We start from the raw sequence: 17,959 nt of genomic DNA, 5'->3' as shown, positions 1-17,959 counted from the left end.
CTATTGTCTCAAAATTAAAATTTATGCCATTATGTTTAAGCTGATTGAAAGCGATTGAAATCAAAGGAAACCAGTAAAAATTGTGAAGGCGCGTATCTAAACATACGTAACTGAGCAATTTTTACTGGTTTTCAAAGATTGCGAGCGCTTTTCAACAGATTAAACTCTTTTGAACCATTTCTCAACATCATACACCGAATAGCTAATAATAACCGGACGTCCATGCGGACAAGTATACGGACTCTCACATTTGCGCAACTCATTAATTAAATCTTCCATCTCAGTGATAGTCAAATTATGATTTGCCTTGATCGAATAACGACAGCTCATCATAATTGCCGCTGCCTCACGCAAATCAGCAACCGAAATATCTTGTTTCTCAACAATTTGGTCAATAATCGCTTGAATATATTCATCTTCGCGCAATCCGGTCATCCATACCGGCATTGTGCGGATAATATATGACTGATGCCCAAACGCTTCAAGCACTAAACCAATGCCTGCCAGCAAGTCCAAATGAGCATCAATAACAATAAACTCATTATATGGCAACTCAATAGTATGGGGAATCAGTAAATCCTGCCAAGCAGTAATCGGCTGCCCCAATTGAGCAAAGTACATCTCATACTTAATCCGTTCCTGAGCCGCATGCTGATCAATGATAAACAAGCCATCCTCATTCTGCGCCATAATATAAGTACCGCGAAATTGCCCAATGACTTCCAAATCAGGAATTTTCGCCGCGTTAGCTTCCTCACGAACATAAGTTTTTTCTGCCAAATCTTCTGCTTCTGGTAAAGCCTCAGGCAACTCCACCGCAGGTAGCGTCGCCGCATCAGTTTCGCGACCAGGTAAATCAAACACCGGATCCATGCCTTGATTCACATCAGTTTTATCCACCAGCCACTCCGGCTCACCTTCGCTAAGCGTCATCGTAGCTTCCTTATCCGGCTTAATCGCCTCAATAAACTGCGCCACCTGCTCCCGCTTCGGCGTTGTCGCATCACTTCTCGTTTCCGCAGCATTAGGATACTTAAACTCCCGCTGTTCAACCACGGGAGCTTTCTCAGTTGCACTAAAACTAATTTTCTGCTGAGCACTTGTATCTTTTGGCATTTTCTGCCGTTCAATCTGAGTAATAAATTGTTTTTGCAACAAGACTTTGCGAATCGTTTCAGTAATCAGCTCCTTGAGTTGCTGTTCCTTACTAAAACGCACTTCTAACTTAGAAGGATGCACATTAACATCAACTAATAGCGGATCCATTGTAATCGACAACAAAGCAATCGGAAAACAATTTTTAGGCATCATCGTATGATAGCCATCAGTAATCGCGCGAATTAAACTATAATTCTTAATTGAACGACCATTGACAATCAACGTAATCGCATTACGCGTATTTTTCTGCACCTGCGGAATTGAAATATAACCATCAATCTTAAAGTCATAATCCTCGGCTTCAATATGCATCATCTTTTTAGCTGTATCTAAGCCATAAACAACCGCCAGCGCTTGTTTAAAATCATTACTGCCGAAAGTCTTAATAATCTCTTTTTGATTATTCAACAAACGAAAACGAATTTCCGGATGGGCTAAAGCCATACGATTAATAAAATCAACAATATGTGCGAGTTCTGTATGTACTGATTTCAAATACTTTAACCGCGCTGGGGTATTATAAAACAAGTTTTCAACAACAAACTTGGTTCCCTTACGGGCACTTGTAGCAATAACCTCTTTTTCATTACCGCCATGAATAACAACCTTGGTACCAACATCTCCGGTCGAAGTTTCCATCGTCACTTGCGATACTGACGCAATCGACGGCAAGGCTTCCCCTCGGAATCCTAATGTCTGAATATGAAACAATTCATATTCATCATGAATCTTGCTGGTTGCATGACGCTCAAATGCCATAACCGCATCCTCGCGTTCCATGCCATCGCCATTATCAATAACCGTAATCGAACGAATACCTGAATCAAGAAGAATAACCTCGATTTCAGTACTATTGGCATCTATTGCATTTTCAACTAACTCCTTAACAACCGAAGCCGGACGTTCAACAACTTCTCCGGCAGCAATTTTATTAGAGAGTTGCTGACTCATTAATATTATTTTATTATTCATACCTTCAACTCCTCTTGGCAAAATTTTATTAAGCTTGCTCTGGTATTCTTTTCCGGCAATTGATACACATAATCAAGTAACTGATTTAATGTCTCACCAATCGCCGCACCTTGCAGACCTAATGCCAGCAAATCATGGCCACCAATTGCCAGTTCTTCAATCCTCAATGGTTCCCGCTTGGAAAAAATATGTTCAACCTCAGCAAAATATGCTACCGGCTCAATTGCCAGCCGCATGAACTGAACAAAATCCTCACGTTCATTGATTGCCAGCGGTGCTAACGCCCGCTTCAACGCAACCACATTCATTGCCACATCTGCTTGCTGCAGACTGTTATACATACGTTTTATCCAGTGCTTACGATTTTCAGATAATGCAATTGGCGCCAGAAATATATCAATGTCACTAGCTGTCGGGCATAATAACCAAGCCAGTGCCAACCAGCGCCAGTCCTCATTCTTCGGGAAAAACGGCAACCGCTGCAAATCAATGTCGGTTATCATTGTCTGTGGAAAAATCTGTTGCCATAGCCCAGTTGTTTCAAGCAACTTCAGACCATATAAACAATGCTCAGCCTGAATAATTTCACCCAGCTCTTTACGCAACCGCTCATAACTCAACACTGCCACCTTTGGTGCCAATTTTTTAATCGCCATCAGCATCACCGGCTCAATAATAAAATGCAGACGGGTTGCAAATCGCACTGCCCGCAACATACGTAAATAATCCTCGTTAAATCGCAACTCCGGTTCACCAACAGTACGAATAATTCCAGCTGCTAAATCTTCCTGACCGCCAAAAGGATCAACTAACCCTCTAGCCGGCGTATACGCACAAGCATTAATAGTAAAATCACGGCGAGCCAAATCATCTACAATATCGGCAGTAAAAACAACTTCTTCTGGTCTTCGACCATCCCCGTTTTTACTATCAATCCGGTAAGTGGTAATCTCAATCGCCAAATCGGCAACAATAACCGTTACCGTGCCATACTTCTCCCCGGTTACCGTAGCTTGCCAAGCAAACTTTTCGGCTAACCGCACAACATCTTGCGGCAAGGCATTGGTTGTCATATCAAAATCCTGAGGTTGTGTTCCAAGCAACAGGTCGCGGACACAACCGCCAACCAAATAAATTTCAAAGTCATTGGCTTCGAAATTATCGATTACTAACTGAATACTTTCAGGAATCTTTAATTGCATGTTACCCACCTCACTTGCTCCTTTACTATTATAACATAAAGCACTATTTGCATTAAAGTGATAAAACCGGCATATAGCCGGTTTTTTAATTATGTTATAACTCCAGTATATCAACCGGGGTCATATGTCTGGTCAAGGTAATTAATTCTGCAATTGCTTTTGGCGATTCTGGTGTGCCTTTGCGCAACCAGTGCACAATAATGTTGATGATTCCGCCTAAGAATATTTCTTCGGCGTAATCTTGAGGGATTCCTGCCAAATAAGTGTCCGTTCCTTTTTGCTTAAGTAACTCCATATTGACGATGTCGCGGAATAGTTCTTTGGCTTGGTTGAGGAAATGCGGGTCACCTTTATCACTAATAATTACGGTTATGAAATCAGCTTCAGTGTATAAGTATTCAAGCACTTTCTCAGTTACTAAGTAAGCCGGGTCGTTCATCTGATTATCTTCAGTATGATTATGTGGTGCAAATAATTCATTCATTCCACTATCGAGAATAGTTTTTATTTGATTAATTATTTCCATTTCCAATTGATTGAGCAAGTCAAATTTATCAATGTAATGCAAGTAAAAGGTGCCACGATTAATATGAGCTTTGCGGGCAATATCAGTAACCTTGATATGCTCAAAGCCTTTCTCTTTCATCAATTCAACAAACACCTGTTTTATCTGCTCTTTCGTTTTTTCGCTTTTAGTTAGCATTTTTTCACCTCCGTAATTTTATAAATCAGGCTATTTCCAAAGACTGCACCCCAACACCAAAAGGTACTAACTCCGTGTTGGAGCACTTCCTACGGACGCGGCGATTTGCAAAAAGTCTGATTTTTGAACACTTTTACATTTTCTGCCTATTGAGTATCCTACAAATATACTATATGATAAATTTATACAAAATTCAACACGTTGTTCATTTTTTGAATAATATGAAAGGACTGTTACAAATGGCATATGTAGAAGTCATAAACAATCATAAAGAATACCATATGGGCGATAGCGTTATTGTTGCTAATAATGACATCACCTTTTCAATAGAAAAAGGCGAGTTTGCAATTATCCTCGGTGCCAGCGGTGCCGGAAAATCAACAGTACTCAATATTTTAGGTGGCATGGATACTAATGATTCCGGTCAAGTTATTGTTGACGGTGTTGATATCGCTCAGTTCAATGAACGTGAGTTAACGACCTATCGCCGAAAAGATATTGGTTTTGTGTTCCAGTTTTATAACCTGGTGCCTAACCTGACTACCCTGGAAAATGTTGAGCTGGCATCACAGATTGTCAGCGACGCCAGCGATGCTAAAACGGTTTTGGAGGAAGTTGGTCTTGGCGACCGCCTGAACAACTTCCCGGCGCAGCTTTCGGGTGGTGAGCAACAACGGGTCGCGATTGCCCGAGCGTTGGCAAAAAATCCAAAGCTTTTACTTTGTGATGAGCCGACCGGGGCGCTTGACTATAAAACCGGTAAAACAATTTTAAAATTACTGCAAGATACGTGTAAGAAAACCGGGACGACCGTCATCGTTATTACTCATAACAGCGCAATTGCCCCGATTGCTGATCGTGTTATTGAGATTCGCGATGCCCACGTGTATCGCGAACACCTTAACCCACATCCGGTTTCAATAGACACAATTGAATGGTAGGTATCAAATTACTATGAGAAAATCTGCATTAAATAAAGATATCGTCCGCGAAATCATGCGTTCCAAGACCCGATTTCTTTCAATATTAGCACTTATTGCGCTTGGCGTTTTTGTGTTTATCGGGTTAAAAGTGACCGGCCCTAGTATGCGTAATGTTGCCGATGCCTATTATCAGCAATATCAACTGGCCGATATGTCAGTTATTTCAACTTATGGTTTGGATGAAGATGATCAGAAAGCTATCGATGCTGTACCCGGACTTAAAACTGCCGAGTATGGTTATTTTACTGATGCGTTAATTGATACAGATGGTCATTCTGCCCGTATCTTTTCACAAACTGATGAACTTTCGCAATACCAAGTTACTGATGGTCGAATGCCGGCAAAAAGCGGTGAAATTGCTCTTGATAGTAACTTCGCCGGGAAAAATAATTACCAATTAGGTGAAACAATAACGCTTTATGATAACGAGCAAGAACCAATTAAGGAGACTTTAACTCGTAATCAATTTACTATTGTCGGCTTTGTTCGCTCACCAGAATTCGTCGAAACTACTCGTTTAGGTCAAACATCGGTTGGCAGCGGTACTTTGAATACTTTTGGCGTTGTTCCTGAAGTTGACTTTGATTTACCGGTCTACACCATTGCCCGCCTCGCCTTTACTGATACAGCTAACATCCCCGCATACAGCGATCAATACACTGATTTAATTGCCCAGCACACAACTGATGTTGAAGTCGCATTGAAACCGCGTCCGGAATTACGGCTACAATCAATCAAACGTGAAGCCCAAACCGAAATTGCTGATGCTGAGAAAAAAATTCGTGATGGCCGCCAGCAAATTACTGACACTGATGCACTTATTAATGATGGTGCCGCAGAACTAGATGCTGCCAAAGCTCAGCTATCATCATCACAAACTATTTTGGATGAAAAAGCGGCTGCCGGGCTTGCCGAACTGCAAGCCGGCAGCAAGAAGTTGAGCGACGCGAAAATTGTTCTTGATGAAAGTTTAGCGGCAATCACTGCCGGTGAAGTGCAACTGAATCAAGCAACTGAACAATACAATGCCGCAGCGTCATTACTTGCTGCCGCACAGGCACAAGCTGATCAAACCCGTGCTGATCTGACTGCACGTCAGTCACAGCTTGATGCTGATGCTCTTACCTTAGCTGCAACTGAAACTGATTTACAAAATCGCACAACTAGCTTAAGTAATGATTTAGCATCACAAACTGTTGCATGGAATACTTGGCAAACTGATCAAGACGCTTTAAATGATCGCCGCCAACAAGAAGGCGATACCCCAGAAATTCAAGCTTTACAAGCATTATTAGATGCACGTAAAATTGATTTACAAAACCGAGATCAGGAACTTGCTACCGAGCAAAGTCAATTACAAGCTGATCAAAGTCAATATGACCAAGACTTGGTTGCTTGGCAAAATCAAGAAGCAACATTAAATGGTGAATGGCAAGTATTAAATGCTACTCAAGCCCAACTCGATATTCAGGCGCAACAATTGCAACAAGTAAAAGCAACCCTTGATGCTAAATCAGCTGAGCTTAAAGCAGCGAAACAATTATATAACCAAGGACTCGCTGCCTATCAAAGTGGCTATCAAGTCTACGAAGCCAACTCACAACTTTACTATGAACAAATTAATTCTGCTCAGGCACAAATCAATAGCGGTCTTGCCACCTTAGCAAGCAGTGAAGCAGCATTTAATGAAAAAGCAACAACCTGGGCCGATGCGCGTCCGGAAGCAGCAAGTAAATTGGCTGATGCCGAAATCAAACTGCTTGATGCTAAAAAAGACTTAGCTACATTAAAACTACCGGTCTACACGGCTCGTACCCGTGATGATAATACTGGCTATACTCAATATTATGAAAATTCAACCCGAATTGACGTTTTATCTAATGTCTTTCCGGTATTCTTCTTCGCTATTGCGGCTTTAGTTTCATTGACAACAATGACTAGAATGGTTGATGAGCAAAGAAGTCAAATGGGTACTTTAAAAGCGCTTGGTTATGAACGACGTTCGATTATGAAGAAATTTGTTATTTATGGTACTGTTGCAGCAATTGTTGGCGCATTGATTGGTATTATTTTAGGTCATACTATCTTGCCAAACATTATCTTTACCGCCTACTCCACCAATTATAATTTCGGTTCCTTCAGCATCACGATTTCATGGCTCTACAGTTTTATCGGTATTGCCATCGCAATCCTTTGTACAACTGGAGCAGCAATCTTCTCGGCCCGCAGCGATTTGAAAGACAATGCTACCGAGTTAATGCGACCAAAACCACCAAAAAGCGGCAACCGCATTTTCCTTGAACGAATGACCTTCATTTGGAAGCGGATGTCATTTAACTATAAAGTAACTGCCCGCAATTTATTCCGTTACAAGAAACGAATGTTTATGACCATTTTCGGTGTTGCCGGCTGTACTGCCCTGCTGATTACTGGCTTTGGTATCAAAGACTCCTTAACTGGTATTGTAGATAAACAATACGGTGAAATATATCACTACGATTTAACTGCCGTCTACAAAGATGATGCAACGGACAGTGCAATTGCTGAGGAAACTCGCGCGATTGCACAAAATTCTGACGTAACGGCAAGTAAGCCAATCACTTATCAAAACTACAATATCAAAGTTGACAATACGACTCAAACAATCACTTTGGTAACGCCACAAGAGAGTAGCGACCTTCCAGAATTCATTACCTTGCGTGATCGAAATTCTCATGAAGAATATACACTTTCTGATACCGGTGCAATCATCAGCGAGAAAATTGCCACTGAACTTAGTATTGGCCCAGGTGATGCAGTTGAAATCATTGATAATGATAGTGGCGAAAAATTCCAAGTACAGATTAGCGAAATAGCCGAAATGTATATTGGTCACTCAATCTATCTTTCACCGGCATACTATGAAACCGTCTTTGGCGAGACACCAAAAGTCAACGCCTCATTCATAGAATTAACTGCTGATGGCAAATCACATGAAGCCGAATTCTCTAGTGAACTGATGCAAGACAAGACCATTCTTACGGTCATTCAATCAAATTACTTGAGTACAGCTATGGACGCGGTTCTTGGCAGTCTTAATACCGTTATCGTTGTATTAATTGTCTGTGCCTCGCTCTTAGCACTGGTAGTCCTTTACAACTTAACCAATATCAATGTTTCTGAACGAATTCGCGAACTTTCAACAATTAAAGTACTTGGCTTCTACCCAAAAGAGGTAACCATGTACGTCTACCGTGAAACACTATTCCTAACCGGATTTGGTATTCTTATCGGTTATGGACTTGGTTGGCTTATGCATTACTTTATTATCACCATGTTACCGCCGGAAGCAATCATGTTCAGCCCCCCGATTTTAATGACTAACTATATTATTTCAGCACTGATTACTTTTTTCTTCTCACTCGTAGTTATGGTCTTAATCCACCGCAAATTACGCAAAGTTGATATGATAGAAGCTCTTAAATCTGTAGAATAGGAAAAAGCGGCAACCAAGGTTGCCGCTTTTTTATTTACGATATAAATTACCTCTCAATACCGTAACTGCATCATCTATATAATCACTGGCATCGCCACTAGCTGTAAAAATACCTTCGCTATCAATATCCATAAGCAAATCATAAATGGCATCATTATGCCAGCCACTGGCAATTAGTTTCTTAATAAACCGATCAAAAATATGTTTAGAATCAGCATGAGCATCCCAGTTCTCAACAATTTTAGCCAGATAATTTAATTCATGATTATACGTTTCCTTAGAAATATTCAAAGTATCACACTCCATAATTATTTCTAATTATATCCTCTCCATTTTTCCATGTCAAAAAAATCCGGTTATGACCGGATTCAAAAGCCCGCGGCACAAAGGCCGCGGGCTTTTCAACTTTATCTATCTTTACCATTCGTAGCAATAACTTTTTTATACCAATCAAATGATTTTTTCTTCGAACGTTTAAGCGTTCCATTACCATAATCGTCTTGGTCTACATAAATAAATCCATAACGCTTACTCATTTCTGAAGTTGAGGCGCTGATAATATCAATAGGTCCCCACATTGTATATCCGAATAAATCAACACCATCTTGAATAGCTAACTCCATTTGTTCAATGTGTTTACGCATGTAATCAATGCGGTAATCGTCATTAATGCTGCCATCAGCTTCAACAACATCATGAGCACCAAGGCCATTCTCAGAAATCAATAATGGTAAATTATAACGATCATAGAAATGATTTAAAGTAATTCGCAATCCAACCGGGTCAATCTGCCAGCCCCAGTCACTCGATTCAAGATAAGGATTCTTGATGCCGCTCATCAAGTTCCCAACAGTCATTTCTTTGCCGCCTTTGCTGCTGGCAACAAGTGACATATAGTAACTGAATGAAATATAATCAACGGTATATGCTTTGATTAAAGCTAAATCTTCATCTGTTTTTTCAATTGTAATATTATTTTCCGCAAAATAAGCATCTAAATACTCCGGATAAATACCTTTCGCCAATACATCAACATAGAAAAGATTGAAGTGATCTAAGAATTGTGCTTTTAACACATCTTCAGGATTACAAGTTTCCGGATAAGTCGTCATCCGCCCTAACATACATCCCATTTTAGCTTCAGGATCAATTTCCAATAAAGCTTTCTTAGCAAGCGCGCTTGCTACAAATTGATGATGCGCCGCTTGATATGCAAGTTTATCAGCATTCTCAGTGTCACTTAGAATACCGCCACCAGTATAAGGACTTAAAGCAATAACATTAATTTCATTAAAACCCATCCAATATTTTACTTTGCCTTTATACCGTTTAAAAATAGTACGTGCATAATTATCAAAGAAATCAATTAATTTTCTATTTGCCCAACCACCATAGTTCAATGTTAAAGCAATTGGCATCTCGTAATGAGACATCGTCACGATTGGCTCAATACCATATTTTGCCAACTCATCAAAAACATCATCGTAGAAAGCCAGTCCAGCTTCATTTGGCTCCGCATCATCACCATTAGGAAAAATACGCGCCCAAGCAATTGACATCCGATATGCTTTAAATCCCATTTCAGCAAACAAAGCAATATCTTCTTTATAATGATGATAAAAATCGACCCCGCGACGTTTTGGATAATTACCTTCTACATCTTTTAATGCTGCTTCCATCTGTGCTTTATTCACATCCAAAGACATAACCCCAGTACGTTCTTCCTTAGGAACAAACTTCACTAAGTCAGCCGTTGTTAACCCCTTACCATCGACATCGTAAGCACCTTCAACTTGGTTGGCAGCAGTCGCTCCACCCCATAAAAATCCTTGCGGAAATCCTTTTTTCACTTGTGTCATAAGAACACCTTCCTGTTTAAAATTTTGCGTCAGCTAACTGTGCAAGATACCCTCATCATACCACTGAATTTTTTAGAATCAACAGTTTTTTCACTTTCTGAAAAAGGCAGTCAAAATTAGAAAAAAACTGACTTTAGTCAGCTTTTTTCCTAGCTTTATACCCCAACATAATCAACACCATAATGTTCAACAATTGCCTTCACAATTGCCTCCAACCTAGAGTTAGCGTTCGGATATTGCAAGTTATATTCAATTTGCTTAACTTCCTCACTATTAGCACCATTAAATAATTCAATCAGTAGCGCTTCCGGACTCACTTCATAGGTATTATACGCGATATTATTGTCCATGTACATAGCATTAGTAAATGCACCGCCATACTCACGAATCGGATAATAATAATCATACTCGCCCCATGTACAATCTTCCTCTTCCTCAGTCGCATCATAAGCTAAACAATAATCACGTTCAAGCAAGTAAATATCGCCGCTATTTGACGTCTTGAGCGCGTTTTGCAAGTCTTCACCAATATTATCCTGTACCCCAGCCTTTGCGCTACTAACCGCCGTGTCTAACTTAAATATTGACTGGTAAACATCCAAATCCTGATTACCGGCGTCACTCTCATTAAAATGCAGTGAAAGCGACAACTTAGCATTACTAGCCAGTACTGTCGTTGTCTTAGCCACCTCATCTGCCTTAGTAAATTCCCAATCATCACGATCATACTCAGCATTGGTATATCCGCTAGTCGGTTCGTAGGCAGTATCATCACTGGTTCGGGTATAATCAACAACCAAACCGTGGTCCTCAAGCCGTTCACCAATATACTGACTCACCACCAGCATTACTTCCCGTTCACAACTACCACCAAAATATGCCGCATCAATATAGTCAGAACACGCCCCTGGCTGTTCACTGCCAACAATATTTCCATGTCCCGGGTCTAAAACTATATCAGCATCATCAAAGCTATCAGCAGCAACAGTCGATACAACAATCTTTAACACACTATCCTTTGTCGCCTCAATAATTATCTTCTTAGCATAGCCATTAACCCGAACAGTATAGAAACTCAATGTTTTTGTTTCCCCAACGTATAAAATCTGTGACAAAGCATCATCGGTTTCAGTTTTTAGCGTATACAGTCCATCGGCAACATCAGCAAAACTAATTCCCGCATCACCGGCATCCAAACGTGTATAATAATACACCTCTTCCTGAGAAATCAGCACATAATACTTACCATTGGTGCTATTAGCAGCAACATCAACATAAGGCGTCTGTAAATATGCGTCCCCAACATACAAGAGACCGCCATTAACCAGCAAACTTTCAACCGGCTCTGCATCCTCATTATCATCCAGCAAATCAGCCACACTGCTGCTTTGCGCCAAAACCTCACTCTCAGGACTGTTAAACAAAGCTTGTACACTTAAAACGGTAACCAAAGCTATAGACAAACTCACTAAAATAAAACCAATGACATTCAACCATTTATATCGACTCACAACACCCACACTCCTCGCTTCCGCCTAAGTATACTAAGCGAAACTTAAACAAAGCTTAAAGTGTTTCTTCCAAGGGAGAAAAAAAGAAAAGCAGCGGTCCAACCGACCGCCGCTTTTCAACTATTTCAAATAAAAAAACCAATCTTACGATTGGCCCTTATCCTTTATTTTGCACCGAAGATAAAAATTGCGCCAAGCGCCGAATATCTTCCGGCTTACTATCTAATAAATACATATAAATTTGCGGATACTCCATTAACCGCTCAAAAATAATATCCCGATTGGTCTTGTATTCTCCGCCAACCTCATGTAACTCCATACCACGATTAAGCAAATAGTCGACTGAGACATCAAATATATCTGCTAACTTCACCAATAAATCATTGGGAATATCACGCTTGCCAATTTCATATGAAGAAATACTATGATTGCTTGTTCCAAGGCTCTTTGCCAACTTATCTTGAGTCCAACCCTTCTGCCGTCGCAAAAAACGCAAATTATTTTTCATACCTATTCACCTAATCCCATACTCTCTCATCTTCCCCAATATAATATTCTAAACTTTTAACAAAAAGCATTGAATACTTTTAGCCTTATAAGCTATAATTAAAGCAATAAATAGTCAAATAGACGAAAAGATGGATGGTGCAAATATGTATATGAACTTAATTCAACTTAGAAAAAAACGCAGTCTTTCTTGTGCAGATATGGCAGAAAAGCTAAAAATCAGTACCAGTTATTACTGGCAGATTGAAAACCAGAAGCGCACATTAAGTTATGAGATGGCTAATAAAATCGCCAATCTTTTAATGGTATCCCCTGAAGAAATATTCAACTAATATTATTTATGCTTCTTATATAATTTTGATGCTCCAAAATCGAAAACCGATTTCGGAGCATTTTTTATTCCTCATTTGGTAAACTACTGGCGATAATGTCCTCAATCATATCACACAGTTCAGTTATTTTCATATCTTTATATGTTTCGTAGGGAATAATTGGATGAACATGCATCGTAACTGTCTGACTTTTAAACGGATAGCCCCGCCATGCCATAAAACTATTCACCATTGTCACCGGAACAATCGGTGCTTTCGCCTCAGTCGCCATCCGTAGACTTCCGGGACGAAATTTCCCTAATTTATTTTGTCGATTCCGGGTTCCTTCCGGAAAGATAATCATCGGTTGACCATCACGTACTTTCTGGCTACCCAAACGCGTTATTGTATCCAATGATTGGCGCATATTATTTCGATCAATAAATAAACACCCAATTGTAATCATCCATGAACCTAAAAAAGGTACTTGTCGCAACTCCTTCTTTGCAATAAATGCAACCGGATCAGGAAATTGAGCAACTAAGGCACCAATATCATAGGCACTTTGGTGATTGGAAACAATGCAATACCCTTCCGGATAAATTTTTGGTATATTTTCACGGCCAACAACCACAGTTTTAATCCGCATAAAAAAGATTAAAAACGGAAACCCAATTTTAGCAATAAAATTTTGTGCTTTTATCGAAAAAACAGGTAATCGTAAAACAAAAGCTAATGCCCAGAAAAATAAAAATAAAGCAACTATAATTCCCAGAAACCAAGCCAGGAACATTAATATTGAATAGAGCACCCTTAGTTCCTCCTATTTTGAAACTCGGTTAAATTTTTTAAAATGTAAAATTCCTGAGACTTCTTCGCTCTCAAGTGCAAAAGCATCAGTTTTATAATTTGGGAAATACGTATCAACAGCGAATTCATCATCAATTTCAGTGATAAATAATTCATCAGCGTACGCAAAACTTTGTTCATAAATACTTGCTCCGCCAATAATAAAAATGCGCTCATCACTATCTTTATAATCATTGAGATAGTCAACTAAATCATAAGCCATTTCAACGCCATCAATTTGTAATGAAGTATCATTAGTAACCACTACATTATGGCGATTTGGTAATGGCTTACCGATTGATAAATAGGTATTATAACCCATAACTACAGTAGAATCTAACGTCATTCTCTTAAAATATTGCAAATCTTCTGGATAGTGCCAAGGTAAACGGTTTTTGCAGCCAATACCCAGATTTCGATCTACAGCAACAATTAAAGCTATCATCTAAACACTCACCTTTCCGGGAATATGCGGATGTGATTGATAATCAACCAACTCAAAGTCATCAAACGTAAATCCGTCAATATCAGTAATATCCGGATTCAAAAGCATTTTTGGCAATGGATACGGTTCACGACTCAATTGCTCATTCACCTGCTCAAGATGATTTAAATAAATATGAGCATCACCCAAAGTATGAACGAAATCTCCTAATCCTAAACCGCATACTTGTGCTAACATCATTGTCAGCAACGCATATGATGCAATATTGAATGGCACACCTAAGAAAATATCAGCAGAACGTTGATATAACTGACAAGAAAGCTTCATATCAGGATCAACATAAAACTGAATAAAAGCATGACAAGGCGGTAATGCCATTTTATCCAAATCACCAACATTCCAAGCACTCAAAATGTGCCGACGTGAAAAGGGATTATTTTTTAAATCATCAACAATAGTTGCTAACTGATCATGTTCAACACCATCACTGCCAGTCCAATGCCGCCACTGATGCCCGTAAACCGGACCTAAATCACCATTCTCATCAGCCCACTCGTTCCAAATACGGACTCCATTATCTTGTAAATACTGAACATTTGTATTCCCTTGAATAAACCAAAGCAACTCATGAACAATTGATTTCAAATGTAACTTCTTAGTTGTAACCATTGGAAATCCTTCATTTAAATCAAAACGCATTTGATAACCAAAAGTACTGATTGTACCGGTACCAGTGCGGTCTTTCTTCTCTTTACCATGCGCCAAAACATAGCGACATAATGCTTTATACTGCTCCATACTTATCACTTCTCCTGTCGCTTATTATACCAAAAACACCACTCAAAAGAAAGCAATTATGTTTCGAAAAAAGAAAGAAGAGGGTGCTGCCACCGGCAGCACCCTCTTCAACAATTCTTCCACTTAAAGATAAGCATTATAAATAGTAATTGCATCCTCATATTGATTTTTATTACCATCATCCTTAGCACCGGCACTCACCAAGATATAAGTAGTACCATTTACTTCAACTGCCGACGCCAGATTCAGCCCAGCCTCATCAGTCGTCCCGGTTTTTCCGCCGATAAACTTGCCTTTTGCTAAGCGGTTATCTGCCATATTGAAGAATGTGCTGCTAAAAGATAAACCTTCCTCGTGCGCATCAGCTTCATAGGTGGTATATTCCGGCGTACTGATTACTTGCTTGAAAGTATTATTCTGCAAAGCATATTGCATCAATATCACCAAATCGCTAACCGTGCTATACTGATTCGCATCATGCAATCCGCTAGCATTAGTAAAGTGGGTATACTTCATCCCCAGCGCTTCCGCTTTACGATTCATCAACCCAACAAACGCGGTCTCCGACCCGCTGACATGCTCCGCCAATCCCAGCGCCGCATCACCACCGGAAGGCAAAATCGCGCCATACAACAAGTCAATAACTGGCACAACCTCACCACTGGAAAATCCAGCAACCGAAGCATCATTAGTAAACAAATAAGAAAAGATATCTGCCGAGAGCGTCACTCGTTCTTGCAAATCGCGGCTCTCTTCAATCGCTAAAATCACCGTCATCATCTTCACCAATGACGCCGGATAAATCTTATCCTCGCCACCCTTCTGGGCAACCACACTATTATTACGCGCATCAAGCAACACAAAAGCCTGACTATATACATTCGGCAGCGGCTTGCTACTCTTCACTTCGCTCACCACCTGCGGTGCCTCCAGACTCACCGTCTTGCTTAGCACCACCCAACTATAACCACTGGCAATGGCAACCGCAGTAACCACAATCGCGATTCCCCATTTTACCGGACCTTTCAACCGCCGCTTCACTCTTCTTCTGTCTCTTCTTTGCATTACATTTCACTCCTGTGTCCTAATTAAACCACACCAGACAACGTAATACTTTAATACCAACATACGATATTCTTACAATTTCCTTAAGCAAACTAAAACCCCGGGATACTCAAGGCATCCCGGGGTTTTAGTCTCAATAAGATTTAGAGTCAAATCCATAATCCTAATTTATAATTTGGAAACAACTCTGTAAGCGGTCTTGCATATATTCTGCGTTCATCTGGATTTCCAATATAATATGTAGCTCTTATTATTTCAATATGTAAATGCTCGTTGCTTTGTCCACCACTTTTTCCAACATATCCAAGAATTTGTCCTGCTGACACATTCTGACCAGCTGAAACAGTATAATCTCTTAGATGTGCATATATAACATAGTAATCGACACCATTAATTCTATACTTTACTCCTACCATATTCCCCAAGGAACCAACGTAGCCAACCATATCGACCACTCCATTAGAAATACTATACACAGTAGCGCCACCATTATTTGATATATCATTACCATTATGTCTTCCACCATAGTCCTCACCATAGCACGTCTCTAATAAGCAATAAATAATTCCTGATGAAGCAGGTTTATGAAGTATAGTTTGAGTGTCTGTGATTGTAATTCTTAAATTCCCATTAACCGTACTTGTCGTAACTACTTTTCCAGAACTTAAAGTTATTTTATTTTGTCTATTATTATAGTTAGTCATCGTTAGTTTGTGGTCACCATAAGTAACCAAAACTTCGTACGTCCCAGGCTTCACATCATTTAAATACACTCCGTAGTTAATGAAGTCTGGTTTTGTTGTTGCTCCAACCTTCATCGTTAATTGACTATTGTTAGAAATATTAATTAACTTTGTTGATATTTGCGATGCACTTAATAAGCTTGAACCACTATCAGTAAATATTTTAGTATCTACTGCCTGTACTTTCAAAAGTCCCCCCTCTTCAAATACAGTATAATAGTCCGAGGAAATTGTTGATATTTTTACCTTCACTTTACCATCAACTTGGTATACTGTCGCAATCTTACCACTAGTACCCAAAACGATTCTTGTTTGTTCCGTTGAACTAGTCATAATTCTTGAAGTAAGTGTTGATGAAAATTGAGTTGCGATTTCATACTCACCTACATTTAAATCTGAAAGATATATACCATAATTGATTATTCCTGACTTTGTTGTCGCACCAACAACTGCAGTCATTTGTTTGCCAGTTGTTAGATTAATATACTTAGCAGTTATATTTGAAGCTGACACATCAACTGATTGATTTTCAAATCCTACAGTTGTCTTCGCTTGAATTTTCAATTGATCATTTTCATAAATACCATTCAAATAATCAACATTGAGACTTGATGCAGTTGTGATTGTAACTCGCAAACGATTATTGTTTTGCCCAATAACCGCAATTTTATTTGTACTTGCGTCAAGTAAAACTGTCTTCTGAGTGTTTGTAGTATTCGACATCCAGGTTTGGTCACTACCACTAGTTAGCAGGATTTCATACTCTCCAGCTGTCCATTTGTTTATGTCTAATCCATAATTAATTTTTCCTGCTACTGTGGTCGCTCCTACAACAAGTGGTGTTTCCTGTTCGGTTTTTGTATTAACAAGTTTAGCGCTCACCTGTGCTGCTGTTAAATTACTAGTACCGATTTTTGAGTTACCTTGAATTATTAAGGTTCCAGTTTGAATTATTCCATCAATAAAATCCACACTCATATTACTCACTGTAATACGCATCTTACCATCAATTTGATATACTGTCGCAATCTTACCACTAGTACCCAAAACGATTCTTGTTTGTTCCGTTGAACTAGTCATAATTCTTGAAGTAAGTGTTGATGAAAATTGAGTTGCGATTTCATACTCACCTACATTTAAATCTGAAAGATATATACCATAATTGATTATTCCTGACTTTGTTGTCGCACCAACAACTGCAGTCATTTGTTTGCCAGTTGTTAGATTAATATACTTAGCAGTTATATTTGAAGCTGACACATCAACTGATTGATTTTCAAATCCTACAGTTGTCTTCGCTTGAATTTTCAATTGATCATTTTCATAAATACCATTCAAATAATCAACATTGAGACTTGATGCAGTTGTGATTGTAACT

General features: G+C 39.4%; 15 protein-coding genes. 3 read left to right on the top strand and 12 right to left on the bottom strand.

Annotated elements, in window-relative coordinates:
• Positions 1 to 159 precede the first annotated feature (159 nt).
• The 3 genes from mutL to FEZ08_RS05535 form a co-directional block, all read right to left on the bottom strand.
• A complete protein-coding gene (gene mutL / locus FEZ08_RS05545; protein WP_138190722.1) occupies positions 160 to 2,130 on the bottom strand; it encodes a DNA mismatch repair endonuclease MutL in 1,971 nt (656 codons plus the stop codon).
• Positions 2,127 to 3,332 carry a CCA tRNA nucleotidyltransferase gene (locus FEZ08_RS05540; protein WP_138190721.1) on the bottom strand — a complete coding sequence of 402 codons (1,206 nt, stop codon included), beginning with the start codon at positions 3,330 to 3,332 and terminating at the stop codon, positions 2,127 to 2,129. Before FEZ08_RS05540 ends, mutL begins: the two co-directional genes overlap by 4 nt.
• A 94-nt stretch (positions 3,333 to 3,426) precedes the next feature.
• Complete coding sequence (locus FEZ08_RS05535; protein WP_138190720.1) at positions 3,427 to 4,035, bottom strand: TetR/AcrR family transcriptional regulator; 609 nt, start codon at positions 4,033 to 4,035, stop codon at positions 3,427 to 3,429.
• A gap of 239 nt (positions 4,036 to 4,274) precedes the next feature.
• Here FEZ08_RS05535 and FEZ08_RS05530 point away from each other — a divergent pair, with 239 nt between their 5' ends.
• Together FEZ08_RS05530 and FEZ08_RS05525 are read left to right on the top strand one after the other, a co-directional pair.
• On the top strand, positions 4,275 to 4,976 hold the full coding sequence (locus FEZ08_RS05530; RefSeq protein ID WP_138190900.1) for an ABC transporter ATP-binding protein: 702 nt from the start codon (positions 4,275 to 4,277) through the stop codon (positions 4,974 to 4,976).
• Positions 4,977 to 4,989: 13 nt separating this feature from the next.
• Positions 4,990 to 8,493, top strand: a complete 3,504-nt coding sequence (locus FEZ08_RS05525) for an FtsX-like permease family protein (RefSeq protein WP_138190719.1) — start codon at positions 4,990 to 4,992, stop codon at positions 8,491 to 8,493.
• Positions 8,494 to 8,523: 30 nt separating this feature from the next.
• Here the strand turns inward: FEZ08_RS05525 and FEZ08_RS05520 are convergent, their stop codons facing one another.
• From FEZ08_RS05520 to FEZ08_RS05505, 4 genes are all read right to left on the bottom strand, one after another.
• Positions 8,524 to 8,784, bottom strand: a complete 261-nt coding sequence (locus FEZ08_RS05520; protein ID WP_138190718.1) for a hypothetical protein — start codon at positions 8,782 to 8,784, stop codon at positions 8,524 to 8,526.
• Positions 8,785 to 8,900: 116 nt separating this feature from the next.
• Positions 8,901 to 10,352: a glycoside hydrolase family 1 protein gene (locus FEZ08_RS05515; protein WP_138190717.1), complete on the bottom strand. Its 1,452-nt coding sequence runs from the start codon at positions 10,350 to 10,352 to the stop codon at positions 8,901 to 8,903.
• A 155-nt stretch (positions 10,353 to 10,507) separates the two neighbouring features.
• Positions 10,508 to 11,863 (bottom strand): N-acetylmuramoyl-L-alanine amidase, encoded by a 1,356-nt coding sequence (locus FEZ08_RS05510; RefSeq protein ID WP_171014957.1) that lies wholly within the window; start codon positions 11,861 to 11,863, stop codon positions 10,508 to 10,510.
• Positions 11,864 to 12,020: 157 nt separating this feature from the next.
• Complete coding sequence (locus FEZ08_RS05505) at positions 12,021 to 12,371, bottom strand: helix-turn-helix domain-containing protein (RefSeq protein ID WP_138190715.1); 351 nt, start codon at positions 12,369 to 12,371, stop codon at positions 12,021 to 12,023.
• 145 nt (positions 12,372 to 12,516) lie between these two features.
• Between FEZ08_RS05505 and FEZ08_RS05500 the strand changes: the two genes are divergently transcribed.
• A complete protein-coding gene (locus tag FEZ08_RS05500; RefSeq protein WP_138190899.1) occupies positions 12,517 to 12,702 on the top strand; it encodes a helix-turn-helix domain-containing protein in 186 nt (61 codons plus the stop codon).
• A gap of 64 nt (positions 12,703 to 12,766) precedes the next feature.
• Here FEZ08_RS05500 and FEZ08_RS05495 read toward each other — a convergent pair whose 3' ends face one another.
• From FEZ08_RS05495 to FEZ08_RS05475, 5 genes are all read right to left on the bottom strand, one after another.
• On the bottom strand, positions 12,767 to 13,492 hold the full coding sequence (locus FEZ08_RS05495; protein ID WP_138190714.1) for a lysophospholipid acyltransferase family protein: 726 nt from the start codon (positions 13,490 to 13,492) through the stop codon (positions 12,767 to 12,769).
• Positions 13,493 to 13,504: 12 nt separating this feature from the next.
• Complete coding sequence (locus tag FEZ08_RS05490) at positions 13,505 to 13,975, bottom strand: dihydrofolate reductase (RefSeq protein WP_138190713.1); 471 nt, start codon at positions 13,973 to 13,975, stop codon at positions 13,505 to 13,507.
• Entirely contained in the window at positions 13,976 to 14,773 is a 798-nt protein-coding gene (locus tag FEZ08_RS05485) for a thymidylate synthase (protein WP_138190712.1), read from the bottom strand. It abuts the gene before it with no gap.
• A gap of 123 nt (positions 14,774 to 14,896) precedes the next feature.
• Positions 14,897 to 15,838, bottom strand: a complete 942-nt coding sequence (locus FEZ08_RS05480) for a D-alanyl-D-alanine carboxypeptidase family protein (protein WP_138190711.1) — start codon at positions 15,836 to 15,838, stop codon at positions 14,897 to 14,899.
• 149 nt (positions 15,839 to 15,987) lie between these two features.
• Positions 15,988 to 17,959 (bottom strand): M23 family metallopeptidase (locus tag FEZ08_RS05475; protein ID WP_138190710.1); only part of this gene is annotated, 1,972 nt, incomplete at its 5' end.

The organism is Culicoidibacter larvae (genome assembly GCF_005771635.1).
Taxonomy (GTDB): domain Bacteria; phylum Bacillota_I; class Bacilli_A; order Culicoidibacterales; family Culicoidibacteraceae; genus Culicoidibacter; species Culicoidibacter larvae.
The sequence above is the reverse complement of the archived record's forward strand: the minus strand, read 5'-3'. Positions and strand labels throughout refer to the sequence as shown.

Bases quoted from the DNA above. Each gene is read 5' to 3' on its own strand.
- mutL (WP_138190722.1), bottom strand. From the start codon at position 2,130: ATGAATAATAAAATAATATTAATGAGTCAGCAACTCTCTAATAAAATT.
- FEZ08_RS05540 (WP_138190721.1), bottom strand. From the start codon at position 3,332: ATGCAATTAAAGATTCCTGAAAGTATTCAGTTAGTAATCGATAATTTC.
- FEZ08_RS05535 (WP_138190720.1), bottom strand. From the start codon at position 4,035: ATGCTAACTAAAAGCGAAAAAACGAAAGAGCAGATAAAACAGGTGTTT.
- FEZ08_RS05530 (WP_138190900.1), top strand. From the start codon at position 4,275: ATGGCATATGTAGAAGTCATAAACAATCATAAAGAATACCATATGGGC.
- FEZ08_RS05525 (WP_138190719.1), top strand. From the start codon at position 4,990: ATGAGAAAATCTGCATTAAATAAAGATATCGTCCGCGAAATCATGCGT.
- FEZ08_RS05515 (WP_138190717.1), bottom strand. From the start codon at position 10,352: ATGACACAAGTGAAAAAAGGATTTCCGCAAGGATTTTTATGGGGTGGA.
- FEZ08_RS05505 (WP_138190715.1), bottom strand. From the start codon at position 12,371: ATGAAAAATAATTTGCGTTTTTTGCGACGGCAGAAGGGTTGGACTCAA.
- FEZ08_RS05500 (WP_138190899.1), top strand. From the start codon at position 12,517: ATGTATATGAACTTAATTCAACTTAGAAAAAAACGCAGTCTTTCTTGT.
- FEZ08_RS05490 (WP_138190713.1), bottom strand. From the start codon at position 13,975: ATGATAGCTTTAATTGTTGCTGTAGATCGAAATCTGGGTATTGGCTGC.
- FEZ08_RS05485 (WP_138190712.1), bottom strand. From the start codon at position 14,773: ATGGAGCAGTATAAAGCATTATGTCGCTATGTTTTGGCGCATGGTAAA.
- FEZ08_RS05480 (WP_138190711.1), bottom strand. From the start codon at position 15,838: ATGCAAAGAAGAGACAGAAGAAGAGTGAAGCGGCGGTTGAAAGGTCCG.